The organism is Methylotenera mobilis 13 (assembly GCF_000384255.1).
In the GTDB taxonomy this organism is placed as follows: domain Bacteria; phylum Pseudomonadota; class Gammaproteobacteria; order Burkholderiales; family Methylophilaceae; genus Methylotenera; species Methylotenera mobilis_B.
Genome location: NZ_KB913035.1, coordinates 505,781 through 527,017, shown reverse-complemented (window position 1 = coordinate 527,017; position 21,237 = coordinate 505,781). Strand labels below are relative to the sequence as shown.

Here is a 21,237-nt window from a genome sequence, read left to right as displayed (position 1 = left end):
ATGCTATCCATGTTCAGTATCTTTAACCAATTGGTTTTCATAGGTTGTCATAAACTCCCAAACACACTCCAGCCGTTGTGAAGCCTGCCCGACAGGATCTGCAAGCGGTTCGCCATTATCCAGCTGAAAGTACAAGCGACGAGCGCTGACTAATATAGGGTTCATGCCGCCCCACGATATATCCTGAGCAAACTCATCGACTCTTTGCACATCTTTGTCAGTAACGATTCCTGTATTAACTTTGACCATGCCAGTGGTTCGTTTTAACTGTAACTGCGTATCGCAAACACTGAATTGCTCGTTGTTGTAAACAACCATCATTGCAATATCCCTTTCCAGTACAAAGTTTCACTCATTCGTTTCATCAAAATCATCCATGAACATTTGATTGCAGTGATGGCACTGATAATGTTCGTCATGGCTAATGCGTGTGTTGCCGGGTAGTGCTAATGAAGACCTAATGGTTGCGAGTGCCGCTGTATCGATACAATGATCAACATACGGCTTCACTTGGTGATGCTTAACATCATAGACAGCTCTGCCGCGCAGATAGTAATCATAAGCATGCGATTTGAACACCGTTTCAGCAGAAGTAGTTGGTACCAGATTTAGCCAGTAATTATAATGCCCACCATGCTCAATATGGTCTCCATAGCGCTGGCCTTGTTCGACCGGAAGCGAATCACTGATGAGCACACTATCCACTACAAAAAATATACCGATACGCATGATTAACTTTGCTGCTGGATTGGCTGTTGATATCCCTGAAGAAACCACACCAAGCGCACCATGGCTAAAGTATCCAAAGTGCAATATTCACGCAGTCCCTCGGTCAACACTTGCTTGCGCTCACAAGGGGTATCAGGATGTACGATCTCACGATACGCTTCCTGTGCATCTTCGCCGCCTCCAACCACTAACCGGGTGTAATCAAGATCCGGTGCAATGGTCGGCAATACGGCTTTGATTGACCACGACCCTTTCATTTCAGGGTGGTAGTAATTGGCACGCGTAATCGGGAGTAAATCCACAATACGTTGGTTGATGGCCAGTAACGCATCCGAAAGATCCGGGAACAGTTTTGCGAGCTCAGCGATGCGGCTTTTTTCAAAGGACTGGTAATAAACGAAGACTGGGCCATTGTTACCCAACGTAGCAATCATCGTTTCAGCACAGGCACGTCTTGGATCCTCGCCCGTGACGCTCAGAAACATTTCATGCTGCAATTGACCTTGTGACGTTTCAATATGGCATGACCACTGGAATGGCACTTGCGTGCTGTACGGTCGTGTCTTTGCCCAGCGAGGCACTGCCAAGGTGATTGTCTCAAAATCCAGGTAATACCTCGGATAGGGTAAATCGTCGAGTATCTTTGCAGCCTGTGGCAAAAGCTCAGCGGTACCTGTCTGGCTCACTCGCTGTATCCATTGCTGGATGTCATTAAGGTACTCGGGAGGTATTAGGCGAGCATCATCAAAGCCTTTACGGAGCAACTCATCCTTAACGGTCGTTTGCATGCGATACATCACATCCAGTGAAAATTCCGGTTTTACCGGTGCCACCATGCCACGTGTGCAATAGGCCTTGAATGGACATTCAAAGGGTTCGTCACATTGTGCGCCAACTTCAATGGATGGCTCATCACCGGCTAAGGTATTGCGCGCTTCTGTAATCCAATTGGGAATTGATTCAAGCAGTGGCAATATCTTATCGTCCAGCTTTTCGTGATGAAACAGGCCTTGATAATTGCCATCGCCCTGATATTCAAAACTTGTATCAATATGAGCCAACTCAATGGAACTTAACTCAATATTATTCTGCTTGAGTACCCATACCTGTATGGCGCAGTCATCGATATGGTATGGCTTTACACTGGCACTGGATTTAACCTCAGCCATACGATAACCATCAACTGTGGGGATCAGCAAATCTGAACGTACTAGCAAGCCATCATGCTGAAATGTAGCTTCAAAGATTGGCAGTTCCGGGTTTTCATTGATTGCTGCTTTCGTAGCAGCAAGTGCAGCCGATAGATTATCGTCATCTTTAATGAGAATCCCGTTCGGGAAAAGGCCTTGGGCGATCGCGCCGACTTCATAACCGATCTGAAAACCTCGCTCAGATGCTGTAGACACTTCCAACAGCTCAGGCCGATGGATTTGCAGCCATAAACGTTTAGGACACTGACGCCAGGCGGCAATACGTGATTTGGAGAGTCCATGGCCTGCCATTATGTATTCTCTTTCTTATTGATTGAATATCATCATAGCAAATTAATGCGTCATAATATGTCGCACTTAAAGTTTTTGAGCTGCCTTTTTAATCAACAGAGGAGCCACTAAGTTAAATTAAACTGTAAGAATGTCTAGCAAAGTTTGGGAAGTCCATTCTCTATAACGGGTAGAACAATAAAAATAATTTATCAATAGAATTAAAATAAACAATTATATTTATTGATAAATATTATCTATCATTTGCTTGCGTTTAATAACATTAATTGGAGAAAGTGTATTGAATTTACAAAACACAAGAGGAGTAACATTTAGAGAAAGCCTCTCATCGTTGACTCAAAAGCCTGGTTGTTTTCTTTTTGAATTCAACCGAGCTTCAGCAGAATTAGTCGAAGAACTATTGGCAAATTTTGCTTTCACCAGATAAACACTATCATATAAAAAGGAATAAGAAATGGAAAAGCAGACAAACTCAGGCAAATGTCCATTTGGCCATGGCGCAGCTACAACACAAAGCCAAGTAAATCATCAATGGTGGCCAAATGCACTCAATTTGGACATTTTGCGTCAACATGACAAAAAATCTAACCCATTAGGTGATTTTAATTATCGTCAAGCCGTTAAGACACTTGATATTGCTGCTGTCAAAGCCGATATCAAGGCAGTAATGCGCAATAGTCAGGATTGGTGGCCAGCTGATTATGGTCACTATGGACCATTCTTTATTCGTATGACATGGCATGCTGCCGGCACTTATCGAAGCGGAGATGGCCGAGGTGGCGCTGGAACTGGCGCACAGCGTTTTGCCCCATTAAATTCATGGCCAGATAATGGCAATCTCGACAAAGCACGTCGTTTGTTATGGCCAGTCAAAGAAAAATATGGCAATAAACTCTCTTGGGCCGATTTAATTGTACTTGCAGGTAATGTTGCAATAGAAGATATGGATGGCCCAAATCATGGAACGGCACTTGGCCGTGAAGACATTTGGCATCCAGAAAAAGATATTTACTGGGGCTCAGAAGACAAGTGGCTTGGTGACAATCGTTATGGCGCAAGTCGACAAGACTTAGAAAATCCATTAGCAGCAGTACAAATGGGGTTGATATACGTAAACCCAGAAGGTCCTAATGGTAATCCGGATCCATTGCTGTCCGCGCAAGATATACGCGAAACATTTAAACGTATGGGGATGAATGACGAAGAAACATTTGCACTCACAGCAGGTGGCCATACATTTGGTAAAGCACATGGAAATGGACCAGCTTCATGTGTAGGAGACAGCCCTGAAGCCGCCGATATTGAGGCGCAGGGTTTTGGCTGGGAGAGTAGCCACAAGAGTGGCAAGGGAGTTGATACCATTACAAGTGGAATTGAGGGTCCATGGACATCAAATCCAATTCAATGGGATATGGGTTACTTAGAATTGCTTTATGGCTATGAATGGGAATTGACCAAGAGTCCAGCTGGAGCTCATCAATGGACACCTATTAACTTACCTGAAAGTAAGATGGCGCCTGAAGTAGATGGTAGTGGTAAAAAAGTGAAGCCTATTATGACCACAGCTGATATGGCTTTAAAGATGGACCCAGCATACCGTGCAATTGGAGAGAAGTTCTTAGCTAATCCTAAGGAGTTTGGTGAGAGCTTTGCACGTGCTTGGTTTAAATTGGTGCATCGTGATTTTGGCCCAAAGAGCAATTATGTAGCTGGCGATTTCAAAGAAGCCACCTATATTTGGCAAGACCCAATTCCTGCAGGCAACAGAAAATATGCAGTTGAGTCAATAAAAGCAGCTATTCAAAATGCTGGTCTTTCTATCACTGAAATGGTTGAAGTCGCGTTTGCCTCAGCTAGCACATTCCGAGGTTCTGATAAACGTGGAGGAGCCAATGGGGCTCGTATTCGCCTTGCACCACAGCGAAACTGGGCAGCCAACAAACCAGCGCAACTAGATAAAGTATTACCTATCTATGAAAGGATAGCGGCTGACACTGGAGCGTCAGTCGCGGATGTGATAGTGCTTGCTGGAACGATGGCAATTGAACAAGCTTCTGGCGCTAAGGTTCCGTTTGTACCAGGGCGTGGTGATGCTACACAAGAACAGACAGATGTAAATTCATTTGCACATTTGGAGCCGCGAGCATGCGGTTTCCGTAACTATGTAGAAAAAGAATTTGCAGCCAGTCCTGAAGAAATGATGTTGGATAAGGCGCAGTTGCTTGGCCTAACACCAACAGAGATGACTTTACTCATTGGAGGCTTAAGATCTCTTGGTGTAAGTCATACTGGTCAAGGTTTGTTTGGATCTGGTCGTCTTGATAATTCATGGTTTAAGACTTTATTAAGCATGGAGGTTAAGTGGGAGAAGGCGGGTTATAACAACTATGTAGCTAAAGATCGTAAGACTGGTAAGGAAGTGAGAACTGCATCACGAACAGATTTGGTGTTTGGATCTAATTCAGAACTTCGTGCCATCGCGGAGGTCTATGCACAAGATGATAACAATCAGAAATTCGTTAATGATTTCATTTATGTCTGGAACAAAGTAATGAATGCTGACCGTTTTGATTTGTTCTAAATAAACATATTTGTTGTTTTTTTAATATTTACAAAAGTTAAAGGGACTCTTAATTTGGAGTCCCTTTTATTTTTTGATTTGTCCCGTCCTGCAATAGCTTGACACTTTTTGAATTAAATCAAGGAGCGTCAAATGAATACTGGCATTAAGAGGACATGTAAAGATTACACACTATCTTTTAAATTAGCAGTTGTTGAACAGGTGGAGCGAGGAGACCTGACTTATTTAGAGGCTCAAGATCGCTATGGCATACAGGGTAGTTCAACGGTACTTACCTGGTTACGTAGGCTTGTCGGCATCAGCCGACAAGCCTATTACCAGCGCACAATGGCTGAAACGGCGAAGACGCAACAGTATCAGACTGTTGTGCAACTGATTAAAGAGCAGCGCATGGCGCAACCCAGAATAGGCACACGCAAGCTACACCATATGTTGCAAGAGCAGCTGGCCGAACACCACATCAAGATAGGACGTGATGCCTTATTTGAGGTACTGCGGCAGGCACGCATGCTAATACATCCCAAACGGTGTTATCACAAGACGACACATAGCCACCATCGATTTTACAAACACCCCAACTTACTTAAGCCTGGACAGCGGCAAGTCATACCCAATAGACCTGAACAGGTCTGTGGGTAGCAGATATCACCTACCTGCCGACACAAACCCAGAACACCTATTTAAGTTTGATTACAGATGCCTATTCCAGGAAGATCGTGGGCTATCAAGGGGATGAGCATATGCAGACCAAGGCGGTAGCTAAGGCCTTAAAGATGGCGCTGCAAACAAGAAGCGATACATTGCCCTTGATTCATCATTCTGACCGAGGCATTCAATATTGCTCTGCGGAATATCAGGGAATTCATCAGAAACACCAGATTACCTGTTCAATGACAGATGGATATGATTGTTACCAGAATGCGCTGGCTGAGCGTGTGAATGGGATATTGAAAAACGAATTTCTGCTTAATAAACCCAAAGACTTAATAGAGGTAAGATTGATGGTCAAGCAATCGATCAAGATTTACAATGAGCAAAAGCCACACTTAAGCCTGAAATACAAAATGCCCGATGCGGTGCATCGAGCATTTCTTAATCAACCTGAAATAAGTGAATAACTGTCAATCTATTTTAGGACGAGACACTTTGCCAGATGGTGCAAGGACAACCATTTAGTAACGAGTATGAGTCGTCGTGGGAATTGTTAGGACAATGCTGTGGCTGAGTCCTTTTTTAGCAGCTTAAAGATAGAGCGCATCAAACGAAAAATCTATGCAACGAGGGAGGAAGCCAAATCAGAGATATTTGAATATATCGAAGTGTTTTACAATAGAAAACGTCGGCACAGTCATCTTGTTCAGATGAGCCCGATGGCGTTTGAAAAGTTACAAAGTAGAAGTCAATAAACGTCTACTAAAGCGGGCGAAGTCTATAATCTAAAACTCTTCTTGCTCTGGTTTGTATGTAAGATTGATGGCCACTTCATTAAAAAAGGCTTTACGTATATTATTTTTGCGCCAAAAAAGCCCTATTGTTCTAAATGGTTCAGATACGATGGGAATGTAACTAATACTACTCTCATCTGGATAAATACAAACACTAGGCATCAGTGTTATTCCAATTCCAGCCTTGACCATTACCCTCAAGGTTTCGAGGCTTGCAGCTCTAAAGTCATTACCTAAGCTTTGTGTGGTCGAACAAAGTTTAAGGATTTGCGATCTTAGACAATGACCTTCGTCTAATAAAAGCAAGTCTTCATTTACCAAGTTATGAAGATCAATGGAATGATATTCGGCGAGCGGATGGTCTTGATAAACGGCCAAATAAAAAGGGTCCTCAAATAATGTCACTCCTTCCAACCTATCATCTTCAACTGGTAATGCTAGAAATGCGACATCAATTTTGCTAGTTAAAAGCATATTAATCAGTACATCTGTTTTTTCTTCGATGATAGTAATCTTCATATCGTCATATATTTGTTTTAGTCTAAAAACATATTCTGGAAATACATAATTTGCGAGTGTCGGGAAAGCACCCATTGTTATTTTGTTTTCGAAGTTATTAACCGCCAGTTTCGCAATTTGTTTAATTTTATTTGCATCATTGGTAATTCGTCGTGCAACTTCAATAATCTCATCACCTACTTGTGTTAAACGAACATTTTTTGAGTCTCGCTCAAAAATCTGCACTTCAAGTCGTTTTTCCAGTTTCTTAATTTGATTACTGAGTGTAGGCTGGCTTATGGCGCATTGATTTGCAGCTTTACTAAAACTCTTTTGCTCAGCCACTGCTACTAGGTAATATAAATCTCTCAAATTCATTCAATAACTCCTATAACAATTACAGCATCCAATTCGTCTAGCAATTAAGGTACTTGGTAAGCAACTATGTTTAGCTTCAAGTAAGTATTGAAAAGAAAACACGTTAGAAGTGCCATTCATTCCATGAATGGAAGCATTCAAAACAATAATCGCAATTGACATGGCCTCTTAAGGCTTTAATATTTATAAATCACATGAATAAAAAGGGACAACACCAAATCGTGTTGCCCCCTTTAATGACAATAGTACGAACTAGTAATTAAAAGCGATCAGCTTCCATCACTTTACTCCATGCTTTGACAAAGTCTTGCACCAGCTTTTTGTTACCCCCACTAGCTGCGTACACCTCAGACACAGCACGTAACTCAGAATGTGAGCCGAAAATCAAATCTACAGGTGTCGCACTCCATTTTAGCTTTTTGTTTGACCTATCATATCCCTCAAAGAGTCCTTCTTTCGAGGACTTTTTCCATTCGGTCGACATATCTAACAAATTAACAAAAAAGTCATTGCTTAGAGTACCAGGCCTGGATGTAAATACGCCATGTTGAGTATTCCCTGTGTTCGTATCCAACACACGTAAGCCACCTAACAATGCAGTCATCTCTGGTATATTTAAATTCAACATAACTGCCTTATCGACTAAGGCTTCTGTAGGGGATAAATAGCTGTCCGAAGTGTAATAGTTTCTAAATGCATCAGCAGTTGGCTTTAAAAAACTAAATGACTGCACATCAGTTTGGGATTGATTTGCATCCATTCTACCAAGTTTGAATGGGACCTTAATTTCAAAACCTGCTTTTTTGGCAGCTTGCTCAACAGCCACGTTACCCGCCAAAACAATTACATCTGCAAGAGAAACTTGCTTATCCCCTTTGAGTGTTTTGTTAAAAGCCTTTTGCACAGATTCAAGCTTAGTAATTACTGATTGCAGCTCTATTGGATTGTTTGCTTCCCAATCTTTTTGAGGTGCCAAACGAATTCGCGCACCATTGGCACCGCCACGCATGTCTGTACCACGAAATGTGGAGGCTGATGCCCATGCAGTTCGTATCAAAGCAGAGCTGGATACACCTGATGAAAGAATAACTGATTTAAGTATAGCGATGTCTTGTGTATCAATCAGAGCATGATTAAGAGCTGGGATAGGATCCTGCCATATCAAGACCTCCTTTGGAACTTCAGCCCCCAAATAACGTGTACGAGGTCCCATGTCACGATGTGTGAGTTTAAACCATGCTTTAGCAAATGCTAATTGATACTCCTCTGGGTGATCTTTAAATCGTTTAGCAATCTTGCTGTAACTTGGATCAAACTTCAGGGATAGATCCGTAGTAAACATGATAGGTGCATGACGTTTGTTAGGAATGTGTGCATCAGGAACAAACTTGGTATTATCTGCATTCGCTGGCTCCCATTGAATTCCACCTGCAGGACTCTTGGTTTGTACCCACTCAAAATTAAACAAGTTATCAAGATACTGTGTGGTCCATTGGGTCGGGTTAACTGACCATGCACCTTCTAAACCACTTGTTACAGTGTCTTCACTATAGCCTTTGCCACACTTGTTCTTCCAACCCAAGCCTTGCTCTTCAATGCCAGCAGTTGCAGGCTCTTTACCCAAGCACTCTTCTGGCTTGTGTGCTCCATGTGCTTTACCAAAAGTATGTCCACCAGCAATAAGAGCAACAGTCTCCTCGTCATTCATTGCCATTCTACCAAATGTTTCGCGAATATCTTGAGCAGCCAATAATGGGTCAGGATTGCCGTTAGGACCTTCGGGGTTAACATAAATAAGACCCATTTGAACTGCTGCTAGAGGTTGAACTAAATCACGTTTTCCAGAGTAACGTTTGTCATCTAAGAATTTTTTCTCTGGCCCCCAATTGACGATCTCAGCTTCCCAATCATCGACACGGCCACCTGCGAAACCAAAAGTTTTAAAACCCATAGATTCCAAGGCAACGTTACCAGTTAACACCATCAAATCGCCCCAGGAAATCTGATTTCCGTATTTTTGCTTGACAGGCCATAATAATCGACGTGCTTTATCAAGACTTGTATTGTCAGGCCAGCTATTGAGGGCTTCAAATCGTTGTTGACCACCAGCCGCACCTCCACGACCATCAAAGACGCGATAAACACCTGCGCTATGCCAAGCCATGCGAATAAAAAATGGAGCATAGGTACCATAGTCAGCTGGCCACCAGGGTTGAGAAGTTTTCATTACCTTCTCAATATCCGCTTTTACAGCTTTGATATCTAACCTTTTAAATTCCTGTGCATAATTAAAATTTTTGTCTAACGGATTCGATTCAATGCCATTTTGACGTAAAGGTCGCAAATCAAGTTGCTCTGGCCACCAAAACTTATTATCTGTATTGGTCATAGCGTAGCTTGGGCTTGAAGAGAGGGCAGCAACAACTGCTAGAGTCATTGCTGATAATAAAAATGTTTTTTTCATGCTAGGTCATCTCCTTTTCACAAACAATATATTTTAAATTTTTATATGTTTCGAATTTACAAATGTCGTATGCTCAATGGCATTAATAGACATAAAACGAAGCATTCTGAGATATTAATGAAACACAAACTAATCACTCTCGTGATTACAACCAGCTGAAGATACGTTGATAATATGAATCAAACCTCACGTTTCTTACAGCAAGTAGTAATGAAATTCATTAGGTTATTTGATGTATGCAGCTTTTTCTGCATTAGCTTGTAATGCTGGTGTAAAATCTTACTTAGATGGCACTTGCTTCAATAATGCTTTCATATACTCATTTTCTGGCGCACTATTAATCGCTTGACGATCTAATTCAACTTGAGTCAATCTTTTAAAATTGCCAAGAATATTATTGACTCCAATGGCTAATGATTTATCAACGCTAGGTGTTTCAGCGACAGGCACTTCAGTCAATCGCTTAAAATTAGCAAGAATTGTATTTGCGCCTATAGCTAGATTAGTATCTGCTGTTACTTCAGCAGCATTCGCAGATACAGATATAATAGATGTTGTCAAAATTACTGTTACGATGTTTTTCATATTTAGCTTCCTTTGTTAAAAATCAATAGCAATCAGCTATGTGACTATTTAAAACTTTTGTCAGGCTAAAATGAAATTGCTATTTTGAATGGAGGTATTAACAAGTTGAATACAACGCGCTGGAAACTTTACTCTTAGGGGGTGTTTGTATTAGATAAGCATTGAATATGTAATGATTTCTTTTGAGCCTTCAGCTTTAGGAGTTTTATAGTTGAAACTGGACTCCTATTTTTGAAAAATAGTAGCAGCCGTCAAAGTTTGAATCCCAGCCCGTGCGGCCTCTCGAGTAAATCCAGTGAAATTATGTTTGAAGTGGGCTGGTGTTAACTCGCTTTGTAAGGCAAAAATTTTTACGGATAATCAGCAGATAATGATCTGCTTGCCAGGCATTAAAAATTTTTTCAATGATTCAATAGAAAATTGGTCATGTATCTAGACTAAAGTGCCCAGTAATTTTTTCTAAAATTTTAGGTGATATTTGCTCTTTACTTGCATAGTCGCCATCGCATGTTTGGTATTCTTACTTCCTTTTCTATGCACTGAGTACTATTAAAAACTAGCGTTTCACACGAAAAGTTTGTCAAGTCTGGACGCGATTTGAAACCTCGATTAGGTTCATGTCAGGATCGCGAAAATATACCGAAAGAATTGGACCAGTAGCTCCTGTACGCTGGACAGGGCCATCAATTACAGCCACATTACAAAATGAAAGATGGTTTACGACTTCAGGGATTGGAACAGACGTGATAAAGCACAAATCTGCCGAACCTGGTGTTGGATGTTGAGCTTTGGGCTCAAACTCTTTTTTATGTTGATGCAGGTTAATTTTCTGTGTTCCAAAAGATAGTGCTTTTCGCCCGCCGATGAAGGTAATGACCTCCATGCCCAATACTATTGAATAGAAAGCAATTGATGTTTCGATATCTTTGACAGTAAGAACTAAATGATCAAGGCCGTCAATTTTCATGGGAGGGCTTTAATTCCTAACTGTAATTATAGAGATCTTTAGGTCTACTTATTGATATATTTTAGTAATATCATACATGGCATAAGCCATTTTGTTATAGGTCTTATATTTATCGGCCTCTATGAGAAATATTATTATAGATAGTCCCATAGTTAAATGTAGCCGTCTCATTTAAATTGCTTTATTCACACATATAACTCGGATTGCCCAAAAATGATGCTGAGATAACTTCTTTAATCTCAATCCGCTGCTTGCTTACTCCAGTCACTTGGAGACAGGCCAGTCTGAGCGCGAAATGCCCTGGACAATGCGCTTGAGCTCCCATAGCCAACTTTGTGAGCAATCAGATTGATAGGAAGCCCACGTCTTAGCATCTCCTGTACCATGCCAACCCTCCACTGGACAAGGTAATCACCTGGCGTCATGCCTATAGTTTCGCGAAAATGCACAGCAAAACGTGCACGTGACATTCCTGCAGTGCTTGCCAACAATTCCAGCGACCACTGATGTGCCGGACTTTCATGCATGGCTGCCAACGCCTTGGCGAGGCGTTTATCCGCTAGCCCCGACAACAGTCCAATTTGGTTAGAGCCATCATCCATCACATGGCGAAGCACCTGAATCAGCAAATATTCTGTTAAGCAATCAATCGCGGTCTGCCTTCCGCAATGAGAATCGAATGCTTCTGCAAACAATAAATCCAGGGTTCCTGCAAGGCTGGGAAACTCTCGAAAAGGCATCAATATGAAACCAGGTAGTGCGCGCGCCAACGGGTTGCCGGCTGCCCCCCCAAGCTCTATGAAAGCACACACTAAATCCACCCCTTCTCTATCATCTATCAGGAAGCTATGCACTGTTGGTCGAGGATAGAAGATTAGAGCCGGCTCTTCCACAAGCACCGTTTCGTGCTCTGGGGATTTCACCTTCAACCGACCTTTACGCAGTAGATGCAGATGTCCAGTGCCTCCTTTCTTGTCGAAGGTCTCTTGACTACATAGATTACCAGTATAAAAAGTTCTTGCGCTGAATGTGTAATGCCGGAAAAAACCAGCAAGCCTATCGGTCATTTGGAACTTTCAGTATATTAATTAATACTCAATGATACCATTAGTTTATATTATTAGTGAATAATTCTGCTTCTTTAATCATTTATAGGACACTAACATGCCCAAGCAAATTAAAAATCATTCTTTATCGATCGCGGCAAGCGCATTGCTACTAATTTCCTTCGGAAGCAGCAACTTGCATGCTGCCACGACTTCTAAGGACCCATTGATTCAGGCGGCTAACGTATTGCAACCCTCAAAAGCCCAAAACCAAGATACAAAAATCACACAGCGAGGCATAAGTGGAAATCACTATTCCTTGGAGCCTCAGGTGCAAGCCAGACACGTACTGCAGCCGCTGCATCAATTCGCGCAGTTTACTACTGGAGTTGTACATGGCAATCAGGACTTACCAATTAAATTCCCTGATCCGCAAACACAAGCTGCGAATGTTCTAAAACCAAGTCTGTAATGACTTGTAAGCATCATGTGCACATAGTGGGATTCTTCATAGCGCAAAATAGTTGAATCTCCTTTGCAAATTATCAGTAAATATGCACTAAAAATGGCTTCGGTTGCAATCACATACTGCAGATTGTCACTACTAGGCAGTAATTGTAAAACCTTGCCTTCGTAAAGCACTCATTAATGATACTTATTGTCTACTTATTTAGACTAATTGATTCCATTAATATTAATAATGCAAATATTATATCCCCTGTGCGATTGCACTTAAATATTTAGGAGTATTACATGCCAACAATTTCACCCATCGCACTAAGTGCGACCGATTCCAATACGTCACAAACCCTAATTGCGGTCAAGTCAAAGATCGGAATGATCCCTAATCTGTTTCTAACGTTAGCAAATTCTCCGGCAGCCTTGCATGGTTACCTACGGCTTTCTGAATCCTTAGGGTCAGGATTCCTAAACACACGTCAGCGTGAAATAGTAGCCTTAGTCGTAGCACAGGAGAATGGCTGCCAGTATTGCCTTAGTGCACATACCGCGATAAGTAAAGGAGCAGGTCTGAGCGATGCGGAGATACTAAGCGCACGTTTCGGAACAGGCGCTGCTTCAAAGAGTAATGCCATTGTGTCGTTTTCCCGTAAGGTAGTGCAAAAACGGGGGCATCTGAGTGCTGAGGACTTGGAAGAAGTTCGCCGCGCAGGGATTGACGACGGTACTGTAATAGAAATCATTGCGAACGTCGCACTTAATATCCTAACCAACTACACCAACAACCTCGCAAACACGGACGTGGACTTCCCTCTGGTTGAAGTTGAGCTTTAACCAGATTGTGGCGACAGCATTGGTTTGTCAGCACATATTATCAAGGAGAAACATCAAATGAAACACATTAAAGTAATCGCAGCAGCTACGCTCTGGCTGGTAGGTAATAATGTCATGGCCGCAGACAAGATTTCCTCTACGGATATTGATCTGCTTAATAACACGTTCGGCACTATAGTGGACCAGAAAGGTAACATTAGTCTTCCCAAGGACTATAGATTAAACTGGAATCACATGGGCTCCTGGGTTGTTTTAGACGCCGGGGCCCCTGGCCATGGTTTTCATGATGTATATGCCCAGAAAGAAGCAGTAAATGCCTATCGTAAAACTGGAAAATTCCCCGACGGTAGCATATTGGTTAAAGAAGTCCGCAAGGTTGAATCAGGGGAGCAGACTACTGGCAAGGCTCATTGGGCCGGGTCGACCAATATTTGGTTTGTGATGGTAAAGGACAACAAGGGTCGCTTCCCTGGGAACGCACACTGGCAGGAGGGCTGGGGCTGGGCGCTCTATGATGCTAAGGATCCTTCCAGAAATGTTTCAAAAAGTTTCAAGGAAACCTGTATGGGTTGTCATACCCCAGCCAAACGCACGGACTGGGTATTCATTAATGGTTACCCGACACTGAAACGATGACATTGGGTAGTTATAGACGCCTTGCCTGTTTGACAGGGCGTCCTAGGACGCCAATTTGGAGTATAGTCTATATGCTTACTATATTAGAAAAGCATTTAGATAATAAGTTTTTTTGATTAAGTCCGCATCAATTTGATTTATTAACCAATGGTTATTAGTGAACACGTCCACAACTAGGGAAGATTAGATGATCTCATCAAATTACGAAAATTATTTGATGAGATCAACTTACCCATCAATCTAAAGAATACAGCAACACCATGCTATTCCTTCCAAGATTCTATGAACGCATACTTTACTCCATAGTATGCGACGGCCTTTTTTAAGATATCCCGCTCTTTCTGCGCAAGTAATCTACGGTTCTCAAGTAGAACTTCAACCAACTCAGTTTCTACTTCTCCTGATCAGATGGGCTTGATGCTCGCACCCATTTGTAAAGACTTTGCGCAGAAACACTCAATCGCTTAGTAACATCTGCAAGATATATAGCCACGCTCAACTGCCTGACTTACTGCTTCAGATTTAAACTCCTCAGCAAATCGTTCCTTTGCCATAACTACCTCCTTTTAGTTTAATTAAACTATAGCCTATGCAGACCTAATCACTGGAAGAGTGGTCGGTGTGACTGATGGAGATACCATTATGCTTGACCAGTGAGGCTTTTTTGCCTCAATATTGAAAGGCAGCTTTGTCCGGCATAGAGGACGTTTTTCAAGCTGAAGATATATATGTAAGCCCATTGAAAGACGTATGGCATGACGAAATGGACTAGCCACGGTTCGGTAGACAACTAGCTGTTTTCATTAATCATGGATGTTTTTTATTAGAAATGCTCAAGTGTAATCCACACATCTACTGAATCACTCGAAACTGACCGTTTTCAAAAACACCTTGATCTATCTTTCCGTCAATATTACGAATCAATAACGCGGGATTATTAGGATTTGCTTGGTAAAGTGCTGTTCCTTTGGATACATTCAGTTTTACGCCCTTGGTTTTGAATGCTTCAATTGCTCGAGCAAAAGCCCTTTGTCCATCAATAATATTTTTTCTGATGACTTCAGGACTAGGTTGTTCAGTTCTAATGGTGACCGATCCAAAAGTGACTGTGATAAATTCTTTTTTAAGACCCTTTGTCATAACAGTTTCCATTCTTTAAATTCGAAACAAAGGACCATGCACGCACAAAGATTCTGTCAACGTGGAAAATCATCGATGCTGCGAGGCCTTAACGCGGAGCGCCCAGTAGATTACAGGGTTAGCCAACAACAAAATGGCGAGGAAAACGAGCTATTTCGCCAATGAACAAGTATGTGTGAATAACAACAAGACGGGCTTCATCGAGCGAAACATCAACGTAAACTCCTTTGCACGTCATCTCATAGATTGCGTCTAGACGTGCTGCTAGAAACTCTAGTTCCGACTCATCTATGGCCACACTCCCATCGCCTTTATGTCGCGAATCAATGTATGCAAGAAGCCGATTCTTGTACTGATCTGTTCCAACCTTACGGATTTTCCCGCTTGAGTCACGGTGATTGGTCAGTCATAGAGCGAATCTCTGGTGGTTAATGTGAAGCTAATCAGCGGCTCCTTTCGGAGGTCCCCATAAGCGCGTGGTAAGAGGATTTCAACTTCTTGTGCCTAGCCAAAGAAGAAAGGCTGCGATTCCTAGTTTCGCCATGTCGTCAGATTCTTTTCTCTTTTTCTCAGCCTGTAAGCGCTCATGCTTCTTGGTGTATTCACGCGTAATGATTTCTTCTGCCTTATACAGAGCTTGGGGCACATCCTCAAACATGGGTATGTACTTTACGTTTGAAACAAACCCGGATGGGGGGTGTTCTTTGTCAAGGACCAATGGAAGGATCGGCTTGCTTAGAGCTAGTGCTTGACCTATTTCCTGAGATACCCAGCCTGACTCTTTGGCATTTTTGCTCCAGACAACGACAAATAGGTCGCAGCCAGATATGCCATCCTTGATCTTCTCAGAGAGATTCTCTCCTGGAGTTACAGAGTGCTCCGCAATAAATAGGTTGATAGGTGTGTTGCTCAACTGAGAGCGCAATAATTCAACTTGTGCAAGATCCAGTGTTGAGTAACTTACAAAGATACGGAATTCCATTTTGGCCTTTCCTAAGCCTCTAACAGATATTAAGCGGTCGTGTGCGTACGTATAGTAATAAATAGCAATTAAGGACACAAGTGATTGGTCGATTCATTTGAAGTTGTTTAATTTCAAATGACCGCTATGCCCCTTAGCAGTTGCTTGATTAAATATTGATAATATTAAATGCTCTACAGCCTTTATTACAAAGGGGATAAATTTTTAGCATTTTTTTGCCGAGCCCGACAGCTTCGAACTTATATTTTCTAATTTATAAATTTAAGTTAAATTAATACTTTAGCGTAACACTGTTCGACAGACTTTATTAGCTAACATCATTTATAGACAAAATATGTCAGTATCAGATATATTGGACTTATATAAGACTTGCCAAATAATAACAAAGGTTAATTTCGATGATGTTTATTCAGAATCAAAATCAGAATCCTGGTATTAATTAAGAGTTATATGCATCATTTGCGTACTTAAATTCAGCAATGATCTTTAATAAAGCTCTTATCTTATGTATTTTGTTACTGCTTAACGGTAGCGTTGCAGCTAGCGACGAAGAAATCGTATTGGCTGTTAATCAAAATATTGTTGAAAGTCATATTTCACGTAGTTTTTCTCGGCAAATATTTAGCATGAAGGCAAGGCAATGGGCGAATGGCAGCCCTGTTGTTGTGTTTGTATTGCCTGATCGAAATGCACACCACCTCATTTTCGCAAAAGAAATTTTAGAAACATTCCCTTATAAACTTCGCTCTGCGTGGGATCGTCAGGTTTACTCAGGCACGGGGCAAGCACCTCGAGAAGTGGCAAATATAGATCAAATGATGACCAATATTGCCAACACCCCCGGTGCAATTGGCTATCTTCCAAGATCAAAAATTGATGGAATTAAAATTCGTATGGTTGAGGTGCACTAATATGTTACGAATCTATGCTACTTGGATAGTGTTTTTGTTTAGCTCGACATGCTCAACAGCCCTATTAGCAGTGGAGTTTAACGATGGGAAGGTGCAAATTCATGGCTTTGCAAGCCAGGGCATCGTATCAAGTACAGATAATAAGTTTTATGGTGACAGTGACAATAGTATTAGTTTTAACTTTCGTGAAATTGGCATTAATGCTTCATACCGCCCTAGACCAGATTTGCAATTTTCTGCTCAGGTCATCCAACTTGATGCTGGAAACGTGAACGAAAATGGCTTACTACTAGATTACGCGTTGGTTGACTATACGGTTTACTCAAATGAAGCTACCCAATTTGGGGTTAGGCTTGGTCGCGTCAAAAATCCATTTGGGCTTTATACAACAACGCGTGACGTTGCATTTACCCGTCCCAGCATTATATTGCCGCAATCTATTTACTTTGACAAAGCGCGCAGTATTGCGCTTTCATCCGATGGTGCTGGAATTTACTTTAATCGAGAAGGAAGTTTGGGGGCAATCAATGTTGACATGGTAGTGGGAAAAGCAAACGTTGACCGAGGTAGTGAAGCAACATTTATCAGAAAAGACGAACCTGGGGAGATGGAGTCTGACAAAGCCTCACGTTTAATGCGCATCATCTACACAACACCGGATGACCGCTTACGCCTAGCTTTTACTGCGGCCAATATAGACCTTAACTATCAGGAAGCCTCACATGAAGTTGACCCACATTTATTTGTGCATTTAGACCCCAAGATTATTTCAGCACAGTACAGTCACGAAAAATGGGAGCTTACAGCAGAGTATTCCCAAATGAAGTCATCTATTACAAGAAACTTTGCACCGAACTTTAGCAATGTCATCGAGGGCTATTATGTTCAGGGTAGCTATCAACTCACCCCCTCTTTGCAAGCAGTCGCACGCTATGATGCCAGCTTTAATAACAAAAGTGACCGCGATGGGAAAAAGCTCTCAGCAGCAACAGGTTTGCCTGCTCACATGTTTTTCGCAAAAGACTGGATGCTAGGGTTACGTTACGATGTAACGCCAACATTTATGCTAAGAGGGGAGTGGCATCATCTCGATGGAACGGGTTGGCTATCATCACTAGACAATACAAACCCACGAGAAATGGAGCGTAAGTGGGACATGTTGATGTTAATGGGCTCTTGGCGGTTTTAATCTCCCGTGCAGAATCAAGTGACACAACCTACGCATTTTCTTAGCTTACGCTGGAAGCTACTGTTAATTCTGTTTAGCGTTTCTGCAATTCTTAGCATTGCTAGCTCATATTATTTTCAACACCAGCTCCTACTACAATTTGAACAAACCAGAAAAGAAGCACAGATAAAACATGCGAAGCAAATTAATGGCTTGATTAGTATGGATGTGGAGCGAATTAGGCAATTAGCTGCCACGTTGCCTACTTTTATTAATATGAATAACGGGCTTATGAAATATGACAGCCCAGCCTTTTACCATTATTTTGAGAGCTTTTGGTCAAGCTTTCAGATTGACATGGGGGTTGAAAATGCCAAGCTATATGCACCAGATGGGCATGTGATTGCAACATGGGGTAACGAGCCAAAAACCAATCGATCAGTCCAGTCAAAATCATGGGAAAAAAACTGGGAAACCGTTCTTAACAAAGAGGTTTCAAACGGGTTAATTGCATGTGCTGACACATGTAACATTTATGCATTCGCCCCCATCCTACAGAAAGGTGAAATGGCAGGTGCATTTTCAATTGGGGCATCGCTAGCTGATACAGTTTTATCCTTCAAAAAAACGTCAAACGCCGATTTAGCGATTATTTTTTCGTCAGACTCAAGCAGCATTAAGCAACCGCTGTGGGGAATGCACTTTGCAGCAGCGTCCAGTCCTAAACTATTGATTCCGTTAATCGCTAAGGTAGCTAGTGTTTACTCTTTTGCAGAATTATCAAAGAAGCCTGTGCGTTATGTTGATGCAGAAGATGTTTATGAGATAAGTTTGGTTAAGCTTGAAACATCTCACTCGGCTGATGAAATGCAGTTGATTGTGATTGAAAATATTGCTGATGATTTGGCAACAGTAGAAAAAAATAGCAAGCAGGTGATGGTATTTGCCATGGTTGCTACTGTGCTAATACTTGCACTACTTTACATACTACTTAGTATCCCGCTAAAACGACTACGCAGAATTGCGTCTTCTATTCCACTTCTTGGACAAGGAGCTTTTCAAGCGTTACGCGCCAATATAAAACTGCACCCGCATCTTTTAAAAGATGAAGTTGATATTCTTGACCAGTCAGCTATCGACTTATCTTATAAGCTTGAGTCGCTAGAGCATGAAGTAGTTGAAAAAAACCTTTCTCTGAAAAATCTTTTTAACGAAGTATCAAAAGAAAAAGAGTTTGCCACTAAATTACTCAATCACGCTGAGGCTATTATTGCCACGACTAACGTAGATGGCCGTATTTTATCGATCAACCAGTTTGGGGTTACACTGTCAGGTAAGAATAAAGACGATCAAATGTACAGTGATTTACCTGAAAGCGAGTTGATTGCGTTAAAAGCTAAGCTATCAGAGGTAGCCAATAGCAAGCTATATAGTTATGCACATAAATCAGTGTTCATTGCCGCTAATAAAACCCGTCGTAACATTTCTTGGAGGCATACCTGCCTGCACGACGATAACAAAGGTGAAGCTATTCTACTGTCGGTAGGGATGGATATCACCGAACAGACAAAATCCCAGGAAGTGATTCATCAGCTTGCAAACTATGATGTGCTGACTAACCTACCCAACAGACGCTTACTGATAGACCGACTGAAACATGCATTAAGTGCCAGCAACCGAAGTGGTCAGCATGGCGCGCTACTTTTTATCGATCTTGATAACTTTAAATCAATCAACGACACATTGGGGCACAAAGTAGGTGATGTATTGCTGCAAGAGGTGTCTAAAAGGTTAATCTCTTGCACGCGCGAAGGTGACACCGTCTCTCGAATTGGGAGCGATGAGTTTATTGTGTTATTAGAGAATCTAAGTGCTAAGGCGGTTGAATCAGCTGGACAAGTCGAACGTATCGTCTCAAAGATTCAACAAAATCTTAATCAGCCATTTCAATTGCAAACACATTTATACCAAAACACAATCAGTGTGGGCATTTGCTTGTTCCATGACATGAATCATGATGCAGAGGAGTTGCTCAAACAAGTCGATATTGCGGTCAACCAGGCGAAACGAAATGGTAGTAACAGCATTTGCTTTTACGACCCTAAAATGCAGGAAAGCCTAAACGCTTATGTCACGCTTGAACGTGAACTTAATCAGGCCATTAGCGCTAAAGAGTTCGTGCTGTATTACCAGATTCAGGTTGATACTGATGGCAAACCTTTGGGTGCAGAAGTACTCATCCGCTGGCAACATCCAAAACGTGGCATGGTGTCACCCTATGAATTTATACCTATCGCAGAAGAAACTGGGCTGATTGTCCCAATAGGGAAATGGGTATTAGACAGTGCTTGCGCGCAACTTAAAGCCTGGAAAAAATCAGCACAAACTAACTATTTAACTTTATCTGTGAATGTTACTGCTCAACAATTCTTGCAAGATAACTTTGTGGCACAGGTCGCATCTGCTATTAAGAAAAATGGGATTGACCCTGAGCTACTGAAGCTAGAGCTAACAGAAAGCATGTTAGTGAATGAGTTGGACAAAACAATTGCGACCATGCATGCCTTACAAAAGATTGGTATTAAGTTTTCTTTAGATGACTTTGGCACTGGTTACTCTTCTTTACAATACTTAAAACGCCTACCGATTGATCAATTAAAAATTGACCAATCTTTTGTGCACGAAATTACTAACAACGTTAGTGACCAAGCGATTGTGCGGACCATTATCGCCATGACACACACATTAAACCTGAACGTCATTGCTGAAGGTGTGGAAACAGAAGAACAGAGACAGATACTACTCGATAACGGCTGCTATTGTTATCAAGGCTATTTGTTTGGCAAACCTATACCGATTGACGCGTTTGAAGCACGGCTTAAGGAATGACTAGCGCTATCGCAATGACTGTA

General features: G+C 41.8%; 17 protein-coding genes and 3 pseudogenes. 9 read left to right on the top strand and 11 right to left on the bottom strand.

Annotated features, from left to right (window positions below; genetic code table 11):
* Window positions 1-3: 3 nt before the first annotated feature.
* From A391_RS0102485 to A391_RS13615, 3 genes are read right to left on the bottom strand one after another with little or no spacing between them, the layout of a single operon-like run.
* Window positions 4-321, bottom strand: coding sequence for a hypothetical protein (locus A391_RS0102485; RefSeq protein ID WP_019897060.1), 318 nt, complete (start codon window positions 319-321; stop codon window positions 4-6).
* A 27-nt stretch (window positions 322-348) separates the two neighbouring features.
* On the bottom strand, window positions 349-729 hold the full coding sequence (locus tag A391_RS0102480; RefSeq protein WP_019897059.1) for a hypothetical protein: 381 nt from the start codon (window positions 727-729) through the stop codon (window positions 349-351).
* A 2-nt stretch (window positions 730-731) separates the two neighbouring features.
* A complete protein-coding gene (locus tag A391_RS13615; RefSeq protein WP_019897058.1) occupies window positions 732-2,231 on the bottom strand; it encodes a DUF2779 domain-containing protein in 1,500 nt (499 codons plus the stop codon).
* Window positions 2,232-2,685: 454 nt separating this feature from the next.
* Between A391_RS13615 and katG (A391_RS0102470) the strand changes: the two genes are divergently transcribed.
* The 3 genes and pseudogenes from katG (A391_RS0102470) to A391_RS14260 form a co-directional block, all read left to right on the top strand.
* Window positions 2,686-4,812: a catalase/peroxidase HPI gene (gene katG, locus A391_RS0102470; protein WP_019897057.1), complete on the top strand. Its 2,127-nt coding sequence runs from the start codon at window positions 2,686-2,688 to the stop codon at window positions 4,810-4,812.
* A gap of 132 nt (window positions 4,813-4,944) precedes the next feature.
* A pseudogene (locus tag A391_RS13610) lies at window positions 4,945-5,930 on the top strand (IS3 family transposase).
* A 33-nt stretch (window positions 5,931-5,963) separates the two neighbouring features.
* Window positions 5,964-6,218 (top strand): annotated as a pseudogene (locus A391_RS14260) (IS3 family transposase); the annotation flags it as partial.
* A gap of 30 nt (window positions 6,219-6,248) precedes the next feature.
* Here the strand turns inward: A391_RS14260 and A391_RS0102460 are convergent.
* From A391_RS0102460 to A391_RS0102435, 5 genes are all read right to left on the bottom strand, one after another.
* Window positions 6,249-7,133, bottom strand: coding sequence for a LysR substrate-binding domain-containing protein (locus A391_RS0102460; protein ID WP_019897054.1), 885 nt, complete (start codon window positions 7,131-7,133; stop codon window positions 6,249-6,251).
* A 259-nt stretch (window positions 7,134-7,392) separates the two neighbouring features.
* Window positions 7,393-9,597, bottom strand: coding sequence for a catalase/peroxidase HPI (katG, locus tag A391_RS0102455; RefSeq protein WP_019897053.1), 2,205 nt, complete (start codon window positions 9,595-9,597; stop codon window positions 7,393-7,395).
* A gap of 279 nt (window positions 9,598-9,876) precedes the next feature.
* Complete coding sequence (locus tag A391_RS0102450; RefSeq protein WP_019897052.1) at window positions 9,877-10,182, bottom strand: hypothetical protein; 306 nt, start codon at window positions 10,180-10,182, stop codon at window positions 9,877-9,879.
* A gap of 580 nt (window positions 10,183-10,762) precedes the next feature.
* The gene (locus tag A391_RS0102445; protein ID WP_019897051.1) at window positions 10,763-11,149 is read right to left on the bottom strand and encodes a VOC family protein; all 387 of its coding nucleotides are present in this window, start codon (window positions 11,147-11,149) and stop codon (window positions 10,763-10,765) included.
* A 239-nt stretch (window positions 11,150-11,388) separates the two neighbouring features.
* Complete coding sequence (locus A391_RS0102435; protein ID WP_019897049.1) at window positions 11,389-12,216, bottom strand: AraC family transcriptional regulator; 828 nt, start codon at window positions 12,214-12,216, stop codon at window positions 11,389-11,391.
* Window positions 12,217-12,313: 97 nt separating this feature from the next.
* Here A391_RS0102435 and A391_RS0102430 point away from each other — a divergent pair, with 97 nt between their 5' ends.
* The 3 genes from A391_RS0102430 to A391_RS0102420 all read left to right on the top strand — a co-directional run bounded on the left by A391_RS0102430 (window position 12,314) and on the right by A391_RS0102420 (window position 14,124).
* Window positions 12,314-12,667, top strand: coding sequence for a hypothetical protein (locus A391_RS0102430; RefSeq protein ID WP_019897048.1), 354 nt, complete (start codon window positions 12,314-12,316; stop codon window positions 12,665-12,667).
* Window positions 12,668-12,948: 281 nt separating this feature from the next.
* A complete protein-coding gene (locus A391_RS0102425) occupies window positions 12,949-13,488 on the top strand; it encodes a carboxymuconolactone decarboxylase family protein (RefSeq protein ID WP_019897047.1) in 540 nt (179 codons plus the stop codon).
* Window positions 13,489-13,545: 57 nt separating this feature from the next.
* Window positions 13,546-14,124 carry a cytochrome P460 family protein gene (locus tag A391_RS0102420; protein WP_019897046.1) on the top strand — a complete coding sequence of 193 codons (579 nt, stop codon included), beginning with the start codon at window positions 13,546-13,548 and terminating at the stop codon, window positions 14,122-14,124.
* Window positions 14,125-14,399: 275 nt separating this feature from the next.
* Here A391_RS0102420 and A391_RS14745 read toward each other — a convergent pair.
* From A391_RS14745 to A391_RS0102405, 3 genes and pseudogenes are all read right to left on the bottom strand, one after another.
* A pseudogene (locus tag A391_RS14745) lies at window positions 14,400-14,678 on the bottom strand (transposase); the annotation flags it as partial.
* 298 nt (window positions 14,679-14,976) lie between these two features.
* On the bottom strand, window positions 14,977-15,264 hold the full coding sequence (locus A391_RS13605) for a hypothetical protein (protein WP_019897045.1): 288 nt from the start codon (window positions 15,262-15,264) through the stop codon (window positions 14,977-14,979).
* Window positions 15,265-15,754: 490 nt separating this feature from the next.
* Window positions 15,755-16,246 carry a toll/interleukin-1 receptor domain-containing protein gene (locus tag A391_RS0102405; protein ID WP_019897043.1) on the bottom strand — a complete coding sequence of 164 codons (492 nt, stop codon included), beginning with the start codon at window positions 16,244-16,246 and terminating at the stop codon, window positions 15,755-15,757.
* Between the two features lie 479 nt (window positions 16,247-16,725).
* On the opposite strand from A391_RS0102405, the gene A391_RS0102400 reads away from it, so the two are divergent.
* The 3 genes from A391_RS0102400 to A391_RS14255 are packed head-to-tail and all read left to right on the top strand — an operon-like array spanning window position 16,726 to window position 21,214.
* The gene (locus A391_RS0102400; RefSeq protein WP_019897042.1) at window positions 16,726-17,157 is read left to right on the top strand and encodes a hypothetical protein; all 432 of its coding nucleotides are present in this window, start codon (window positions 16,726-16,728) and stop codon (window positions 17,155-17,157) included.
* A 1-nt stretch (window position 17,158) separates the two neighbouring features.
* Window positions 17,159-18,346: a hypothetical protein gene (locus A391_RS0102395; protein ID WP_019897041.1), complete on the top strand. Its 1,188-nt coding sequence runs from the start codon at window positions 17,159-17,161 to the stop codon at window positions 18,344-18,346.
* 18 nt (window positions 18,347-18,364) lie between these two features.
* A complete protein-coding gene (locus A391_RS14255; RefSeq protein WP_019897040.1) occupies window positions 18,365-21,214 on the top strand; it encodes an EAL domain-containing protein in 2,850 nt (949 codons plus the stop codon).
* The last annotated feature ends 23 nt before the right edge of the window (window positions 21,215-21,237 follow it).

What these genes read in the sequence shown, in the direction of transcription:
- A391_RS0102485 (WP_019897060.1), bottom strand. Translation starts at nt 321, where the DNA reads ATGATGGTTGTTTACAACAACGAGCAATTCAGTGTTTGCGATACGCAG.
- A391_RS0102480 (WP_019897059.1), bottom strand. Translation starts at nt 729, where the DNA reads ATGCGTATCGGTATATTTTTTGTAGTGGATAGTGTGCTCATCAGTGAT.
- A391_RS13615 (WP_019897058.1), bottom strand. Translation starts at nt 2,231, where the DNA reads ATGGCAGGCCATGGACTCTCCAAATCACGTATTGCCGCCTGGCGTCAG.
- katG (WP_019897057.1), top strand. Translation starts at nt 2,686, where the DNA reads ATGGAAAAGCAGACAAACTCAGGCAAATGTCCATTTGGCCATGGCGCA.
- A391_RS0102460 (WP_019897054.1), bottom strand. Translation starts at nt 7,133, where the DNA reads ATGAATTTGAGAGATTTATATTACCTAGTAGCAGTGGCTGAGCAAAAG.
- katG (WP_019897053.1), bottom strand. Translation starts at nt 9,597, where the DNA reads ATGAAAAAAACATTTTTATTATCAGCAATGACTCTAGCAGTTGTTGCT.
- A391_RS0102450 (WP_019897052.1), bottom strand. Translation starts at nt 10,182, where the DNA reads ATGAAAAACATCGTAACAGTAATTTTGACAACATCTATTATATCTGTA.
- A391_RS0102445 (WP_019897051.1), bottom strand. Translation starts at nt 11,149, where the DNA reads ATGAAAATTGACGGCCTTGATCATTTAGTTCTTACTGTCAAAGATATC.
- A391_RS0102435 (WP_019897049.1), bottom strand. Translation starts at nt 12,216, where the DNA reads ATGACCGATAGGCTTGCTGGTTTTTTCCGGCATTACACATTCAGCGCA.
- A391_RS0102430 (WP_019897048.1), top strand. Translation starts at nt 12,314, where the DNA reads ATGCCCAAGCAAATTAAAAATCATTCTTTATCGATCGCGGCAAGCGCA.
- A391_RS0102425 (WP_019897047.1), top strand. Translation starts at nt 12,949, where the DNA reads ATGCCAACAATTTCACCCATCGCACTAAGTGCGACCGATTCCAATACG.
- A391_RS0102420 (WP_019897046.1), top strand. Translation starts at nt 13,546, where the DNA reads ATGAAACACATTAAAGTAATCGCAGCAGCTACGCTCTGGCTGGTAGGT.
- A391_RS13605 (WP_019897045.1), bottom strand. Translation starts at nt 15,264, where the DNA reads ATGACAAAGGGTCTTAAAAAAGAATTTATCACAGTCACTTTTGGATCG.
- A391_RS0102405 (WP_019897043.1), bottom strand. Translation starts at nt 16,246, where the DNA reads ATGGAATTCCGTATCTTTGTAAGTTACTCAACACTGGATCTTGCACAA.
- A391_RS0102400 (WP_019897042.1), top strand. Translation starts at nt 16,726, where the DNA reads ATGATCTTTAATAAAGCTCTTATCTTATGTATTTTGTTACTGCTTAAC.
- A391_RS0102395 (WP_019897041.1), top strand. Translation starts at nt 17,159, where the DNA reads ATGTTACGAATCTATGCTACTTGGATAGTGTTTTTGTTTAGCTCGACA.